Raw genomic sequence first — 6,381 nt, 5'->3', positions numbered from 1 at the left:
GGCCCAGTCCCCAACCCCGCGGCGCAAACGCCCCGGATACCTGCGCGAACAGCTCAGCGGCTGGGGGATGATCACCCCGGCCGCAGTCCTCCTGCTCGCCTTCGTCTTCCTTCCCGCGATCCTGGGCTTCGGCCTCGCGTTCACGAATGCCCGCCTCATCTCGCCCCGTCCCGTGGAGTTTGTCGGAACGGACAACTTCGCCAGGCTCTTCAGCGACCCCACGTTCTGGCGTGCTTTGCTGAACGTCAGCTACTTCGCCGTTGTGGTGGTCCCCGTCCAGTCTGGCATCGCCCTGGCCATGGCGCTCCTGATCAACAAGAAATTCCGCGGCGTGAACTTCTTCCGCACCATCTACTTCCTCCCGGTGGTCACGTCCATGGTGGTGGTGTCCCTGCTGTGGCTGTTCATGTACCGCAAGGAAGGCCTGATCAACGAGCTGCTGTCCACCTTCAGCTTCGGACTCATCCAGGGCGCCGACTGGCTCAACGATCCGGCCACCGCCATGCCGGCCATCATCGCTCTGTCCATCTGGCAGGCGGCCGGATTCCACATGATCATCTGGCTCGCCGGGCTGCAGAGCATCTCCGGCGACCTGTACGAGGCCGCGCAGCTCGACGGAGCCAGCCGCTGGCACCAGTTCCGCTACGTGACCTGGCCGGGCCTCAAGCACACCCGCAGCCTGGTCCTGGTGACCATCACCATTCAGGCCCTCGGTCTCTTTGACCAAGTCAGTGTCATGACCCAGGGCGGACCGCTCGACTCCACCACCACCATCATCTATGAGGCGGTCCGTTCCGGCTTCAAGCAGCAGGAAACCTCCTACGCCTCGGCAATCTCGCTCGTATTCTTCGTCCTGGTGCTGCTGATCTCCGCGGTGCAGCGCTACCTGACCCGAGAGAAGGACTGACGTGAAAAACGCTCTTCGACTCACCAGCGCAGCGGCCATGGCCGTACGGATCCTGTTCGCCGCCGTCGCCGCTTTCCCCATCGTGTTCATGCTGGTGTCCTCACTGAAGCCGGACACGCAGATCTTCGGCGACATGTCGTCCGTGGCGGCCTTTCTGCCGATAGGAAACATCTCGCTGGACAACTACACGGCAGTGTTCGACCGCGTCCCGGCAGCCCGCTTCCTGATCAACTCCATCGGTGTCTCCACCATCACCGTAGTGCTGGGCATCTTCATCAACAGCCTCTGCGCCTTCGCGCTGTCCCGCATGCAGGTGCGCGGCAAGCGCGTGGTCTTCACCGCCATCCTCGCCACCCTCATCGTGCCCTTCCAGACGCTGGCGCTGCCCTTGGTGTGGTGGGTGAACCAGCTGCCGTACTTTGAGCTCAACGGGTTCAGCCTGGAGATCTCGAAGGGCTGGCTGGACACCTACCAGGTGCAGATCATTCCGTTCATTGCCAACGCGTTCTCCATCTACCTGTACCACCAGTACTTCGAATCCATCCCGAAGGAACTGGACGAGGCAGCCAGAATCGACGGCGCCGGCTGGTTCAAGATCTACCGCCAGGTGGTCATGCCGCTCGCCGGACCGGCCACCGCCACCGTTGCCATCCTGACCTTCCTGCCCGCCTGGAACTCCTACCTGTGGCCGCTCATGGTGGTCCAGTCCGAGGAGCTGCGCCCCGTGATGATCGGCATCCAGTACTTCTTCCAGCTCAACGTCTCCTGGGGCGAAGTGATGGCGTACGCGTCCCTGATCACTATTCCCGTGGTGATCATGTTCATCGCGTTCCAGCGCTCCTTCATCAACAGCATCGCCTCCAGCGGCGTCAAGGGCTGACCACGGCCGGCTCCCAGTGCGAAAGACAGATATCCCCATGAACACAATTACCCAGCTCGACTGCCGGTTCCGGCCGAAGTGGCACTACGCCGCGGAACGCAACTGGCTGAACGATCCCAACGGACTGGTCTACTCCAACGGCACCTACCACCTCTTCTACCAGCACAACCCGCACGGCGATGTCTGGGGCAACATGTCCTGGGGCCATGCCACCTCGGCTGACCTCCTGAACTGGGAAGAACAGCCCGTCGCCATTGCCTGTGACGACGAGGAGGCCATCTTCTCCGGCTCAGCTGTGGTGGACGTGCACAACACCAGCGGCTTCGGCGCCGGCGGAGTTCCGCCGCTCGTAGCCATCTACACCAGTGCCTACGCGCCCGCCTCGCCCTTGGCCGGCCGGCAGGCACAGTCCCTCGCCTACAGCACGGACGACGGCGCAACCTGGACCAAGTACGACGGCAACCCGGTGCTGGACCGCGCATCCGCCGACTTCCGCGACCCGAAAGTTTTCTGGTACGACGGCGACGCCGGGAGCTACTGGGTGATGGTGGCCGTCGAAGCCCTGGACCGGGAAGTGGTCCTGTACAAGTCGGCAGACCTGAAGTCCTGGGAATACCTCAGCAGTTTCGGGCCGGCCAATGCCACAGACGGCGTGTGGGAATGCCCGGACCTGTTTGAACTGCCGGTGGACGGCGATGCGCAGAACACCCGCTGGGTGCTCGTGGTTAACCTGAGCCCCGGCGGAATCGCCGGCGGTTCCGGCGGCCAGTACTTCATCGGAACGTTCGACGGCGTGGAGTTCCGTTCCGAGACCACCGTCACCGAGGGCCTGCAGCCGGATGGAAGCCGGATGGCGGAGTACGGCTGGCTGGACTGGGGCCGGGACTACTACGCGGCGGTGTCCTTCAGCAACGTGCCCGCCGGCCGCCGGCTCATGGTCGGCTGGATGAACAACTGGCAGTACGGGGCGTCAACGCCTTCGGACGGCTGGCGCAGCGCCATGTCCCTGGTCCGCGAAGTACGGCTGGTCTCCCGTGGCGGGCGTCCCGCGCTGGTGCAGGCCGCCGTGGACCCGTTTGCTGCCGCCGGGATGGAACTGTTCGCCTTGGACCGGCGGCGGCTACCCGAGGGCGTGACCTGGCTTCCGGCCGAGGCGTCCGGCGAAGTACTGCGCATCGACGCCGAGTTTGAACCCGGCGCGGCCGGCCGGACGGGCCTCGTGCTGCGAGCCGGCGGGGATTTTGGTGCCGGGGCCAGCGGCGGGGAGCGCACGGTGCTCGCTTATGACTCCGTCGCGGGGGAGCTCACACTGGACCGGACGGCGTCCGGCAACGTGGGCTTCCACGAGACGTTCCCGTCCGTGGAAAGGGTGGCCGTTCCCCTGGAGGACGGCCGGCTGCGGCTCAGGATCTTTCTGGACCGCTGCTCCGTGGAGGTCTTCGCCCAGGGCGGCCTGGCCACGATCACTGACCAGGTGTTTCCCGCAGGCTCAAGCACCGCCGTCGGCCTGCTCGCTGAAGGCGACGGCGGCACCTTGGTAAACCTCTCCGTCACCGGCTGACCGCTGGTTGAGCTTGTCGAAGCCGGTGGCTGGTTGAGCTTGTCGAAACCGGGGGGTGCGCTGGTTGACCTTGTCGAAACCGGCAGTGTCCACATAGGCGTTACGAAGTCTTGCACTCATTTTGCTCGGTAACCATGCTCGAAGGATGCCTCACGTATACATGCTGCGGTGCTCTGACGGTTCCTATTACGTCGGAAGTACCGTGAACCTCGAAATCCGGCTCAGCCAGCATCAATCAGGAGAAGGTGCGGCCTACACCCGTCGCCGGCGTCCGGTGGAACTCGTGTGGGCAGTCGAATTTGACCGCATTGATGAGGCGTACGTCCGCGAAAAACAGGTGCAGGGATGGGGCAGAGCGAAGCGTAAGGCCCTGATCGAGGGGAACTATGGAGCCCTAGCACGACTGTCTGTCAGCAAACCGACGCCCGATTGAGACTGTGGTCGGGGGGCCTTGATCTTGACAGGCTCGATCAGCGGTTGCGTCCCGACCCGCGGTTTGGTGAGCCAGCGGTTCTGCAAAGTCACGCCGGTGGCTGTGCAGTGAGACGTGGCCCTTGCGCATCTGTATCCACGCACCGCCTGTGGCTGCGGCCCATGCCAAGAGGGCGTCGGCAATGGGCCGCAGGTGCGGGTGGTCTTCGTATTGGCCATCTACTCAGAGGGTAGTGCCGGCGCCCGCACAGCAGGCGCCGGCTTTCCCAGTGTTGTTGCCCTACTTCATCATTGCGCCGTCGGGAGCCACGAGGTACCAGACATTCCCGACGCCCTGGCCGGTGATGTCGCCCGGGGCCTTGTCCTTCTGCCACAGGTAAACCGGCATGCCGTCCACCGTCACCTGCTTCTTGCCGTCGGGCGTGGTGATGGTGCCGACCTTTCCGGTCACGCCCTCAACCTTGGGTGCGTCGCTGGTGGCGATGACCGGCGGCCACTTGACGAGGCAGTCACCGGTGCAGTTGCTCTTGCCCGAGTCCTTCACGTCCTTCGTGAAGTAGTAGACGCTCATGCCCTTGCCGTCCACCACAATGTCGCCCTTGCTCGACGATGCGGTCTTGAGGTCCACCGTTGCTGCTTCGCTTGCCGTTGCCGTGGCCGATTCGCTGGCGGACGCTGCTGCCGATTCAGTGGCGGGTGCCGCCGTCGTGGGCGTTGAGCTGGTTCCACCGCCACAGGCGGTCAACGAGGCGGCAAGTGCCAAAACTGCAAGACCAACGCTCAATTGCTTGTTCATGTGCTGCTCCTTGGCTCGGGCCGGCAACTGGGAGACCGGCGCTATCTGGAAGGACGCACAAAGGTGAAGAATGGTTCAAAGCTTCGCCGACAGACCCGAATGAACTTTTTGGGTGCCGCCTGCGTCGTATAGGCCATGAACGCCGGCTCGCGTGGACCGGCTTCAACGAGTACAGCTGGAGGTCCTGGTGGCGCTAGACGAAGAAGTGGTTGCCGCGATCTACCGCGAGCACGGGACGGCCCTTCGCCGGTTCGTGATCAGTGCCTCCCACGACCCGCTCCTCGCAGACGACATCGTCCAGGAAACGGTGTTGCGCGTCTGGCAGCAGGCGCCGAAGATTACCGGCAGCATGCGCAGCTACCTGTTCCGGACAGCCCGGAACATCATGATCGACAATTACCGGAAATCCCAGCGCCGGCCGCAGGAGGCCGAAGAGCGCGACCTTGCCGACCCGGCGGAGGCCACCGGAAGGGTCGACGAACTGCTGACCAGGGTGCTGATGGAAGAGGCCCTGCTCCGGTTGAGCACGGAGCACCGGGACGTGCTGGTGGCACTGCATTACCGGCGCTTCACGGTGAGCGAGGCGGCGGTCCAGCTGAACATTCCAAGCGGCACAGTGAAATCCAGGGCCTTCTACGCGGTGAAGGCTATGCGGACAATTCTTGATGAAATGGGTGTGGAACGGTGAACGGCAAGGAACTCCATGAGTTGCTGGGGGCATACCTGTTGGGAGGCCTCGACGACGCTGACAGGGCGCGCTTCGAAGAACATCTCAAGCAGTGCGGAATGTGCCGCGACGAACTCGCTGATCTCGAGACCCTGCCCGGGCTTCTGAACGTCGTGCCGGTGCCCGACGCTGTGGCGCTCGCCGTCCCCGCTCCCCGCGGGGCCGGCTCCGGGGCACCGGAGACCAGCGTCCCCAAACCCGTCTTCGACGAGTTGGCAGCCCGACGCCGCAATACCCGACGGCGGTTGACCGCCCTCATCGGGGCGGTCGCCGCAGCTTGCCTGGCCTTGGGATTTGCCGCCGCACCGCTCCTCGACCCGGCCAACAAGCCCGACGTCAGTTACTCGGTTCAGGCCGACACCGGGATCCAGGTCACAGTGGGCATGGTCAAAAAGACCTGGGGCACCGAACTGGCAGTGGACGGCAAGAGTCTCCCGCACAAGGGAACGCTGTCACTGTGGGTCAAGGACCGTGCCGGAGCGGCGGATCGCGCCTGCGCCTGGATGGCGACGCCAAGCGGCAAAGTCAGGGTGACGAGTGCGACTCCGTTTCAGTACACGAGCATTGCCAGCGTCGAGCTGCGGAACGAACAGCAGCAGACAATTGCCGTGATCGCCGTGCCGGGCGCCTGAACAGCCCATTTTGTCTGACCCTCCTGTTCTACTGGTGTCCAGCAGCACCTTGCTGCCGGACATCGCGGTTGGTACCCAGGGCGAAGCGGACGGAGATTCGATGGAGCAGCGACGGCGGGACCGCGGAAACGGCGGCCGGAGCCCCGGGAACCGCATTGAGGATGATCCCGTCGGGGTTGATGGTGCTTACGAGGTTGTCGCCTCCGGTGAGCAGCTCGCTCGGACCCTCACCGCAAAGGGCCGCACACGTCCGGCGGCGGTGATCGCCTGGCACCCCGCCATGCCCCAGAACAAGATCGACGTCGCTCACATAGCAGGCGCTGCGCCATCCAGCGAGAGCACGTCGCACCGCCCGTGCGCTTGGACTGGATGCTTGATCCGGGGCAGCCGGTGGCCGGCCTGTAGGATCCCGTCGGCAGGACCCTGGACATCAGTGGGGCGAAGAC

8 protein-coding genes are annotated in these 6,381 nt (G+C 64.3%); 6 read left to right on the top strand and 2 right to left on the bottom strand.

Translation table 11 applies throughout. The features are described 5' to 3' along the window. The 4 genes from LQ144_RS16710 to LQ144_RS16695 form a co-directional block, all read left to right on the top strand. On the top strand, nucleotides 1–907 hold a 907-nt coding region (locus LQ144_RS16710), incomplete at its 5' end, for a sugar ABC transporter permease (protein ID WP_230119824.1). Between the two features lies 1 nt (nucleotide 908). Further along, nucleotides 909–1,787: a carbohydrate ABC transporter permease gene (locus LQ144_RS16705; RefSeq protein ID WP_230119823.1), complete on the top strand. Its 879-nt coding sequence runs from the start codon at nucleotides 909–911 to the stop codon at nucleotides 1,785–1,787. Between the two features lie 37 nt (nucleotides 1,788–1,824). Further along, complete coding sequence (locus tag LQ144_RS16700; protein ID WP_230119822.1) at nucleotides 1,825–3,348, top strand: glycoside hydrolase family 32 protein; 1,524 nt, start codon at nucleotides 1,825–1,827, stop codon at nucleotides 3,346–3,348. 145 nt (nucleotides 3,349–3,493) lie between these two features. Continuing rightward, nucleotides 3,494–3,781 (top strand): GIY-YIG nuclease family protein, encoded by a 288-nt coding sequence (locus tag LQ144_RS16695; protein WP_290369784.1) that lies wholly within the window; start codon nucleotides 3,494–3,496, stop codon nucleotides 3,779–3,781. Between the two features lie 279 nt (nucleotides 3,782–4,060). Here the strand turns inward: LQ144_RS16695 and LQ144_RS16690 are convergent, their stop codons facing one another. Further along, entirely contained in the window at nucleotides 4,061–4,576 is a 516-nt protein-coding gene (locus LQ144_RS16690) for a hypothetical protein (RefSeq protein ID WP_230119820.1), read from the bottom strand. A 187-nt stretch (nucleotides 4,577–4,763) separates the two neighbouring features. Here LQ144_RS16690 and LQ144_RS16685 point away from each other — a divergent pair, with 187 nt between their 5' ends. Together LQ144_RS16685 and LQ144_RS16680 are read left to right on the top strand one after the other, a co-directional pair. Continuing rightward, nucleotides 4,764–5,264, top strand: a complete 501-nt coding sequence (locus LQ144_RS16685) for a sigma-70 family RNA polymerase sigma factor (RefSeq protein WP_230119819.1) — start codon at nucleotides 4,764–4,766, stop codon at nucleotides 5,262–5,264. Then, a complete protein-coding gene (locus LQ144_RS16680) occupies nucleotides 5,261–5,935 on the top strand; it encodes a zf-HC2 domain-containing protein (protein WP_230119818.1) in 675 nt (224 codons plus the stop codon). Before LQ144_RS16685 ends, LQ144_RS16680 begins: the two co-directional genes overlap by 4 nt. A 28-nt stretch (nucleotides 5,936–5,963) precedes the next feature. Here LQ144_RS16680 and LQ144_RS16675 read toward each other — a convergent pair whose 3' ends face one another. Further along, nucleotides 5,964–6,245 (bottom strand): hypothetical protein, encoded by a 282-nt coding sequence (locus LQ144_RS16675; protein ID WP_230119817.1) that lies wholly within the window; start codon nucleotides 6,243–6,245, stop codon nucleotides 5,964–5,966. Between the last annotated feature and the right edge of the window lie 136 nt (nucleotides 6,246–6,381).

It is taken from the genome of Arthrobacter sp. Bi83 (assembly GCF_918698095.1).
Classification (GTDB): Bacteria; Actinomycetota; Actinomycetes; order Actinomycetales; family Micrococcaceae; genus Arthrobacter.
The sequence above is the reverse complement of the archived record's forward strand: the minus strand, read 5'-3'. Positions and strand labels throughout refer to the sequence as shown.

What these genes read in the sequence shown, in the direction of transcription:
- LQ144_RS16700 (WP_230119822.1), top strand. Translation starts at nt 1,825, where the DNA reads ATGAACACAATTACCCAGCTCGACTGCCGGTTCCGGCCGAAGTGGCAC.
- LQ144_RS16695 (WP_290369784.1), top strand. Translation starts at nt 3,494, where the DNA reads ATGCCTCACGTATACATGCTGCGGTGCTCTGACGGTTCCTATTACGTC.
- LQ144_RS16690 (WP_230119820.1), bottom strand. Translation starts at nt 4,576, where the DNA reads ATGAACAAGCAATTGAGCGTTGGTCTTGCAGTTTTGGCACTTGCCGCC.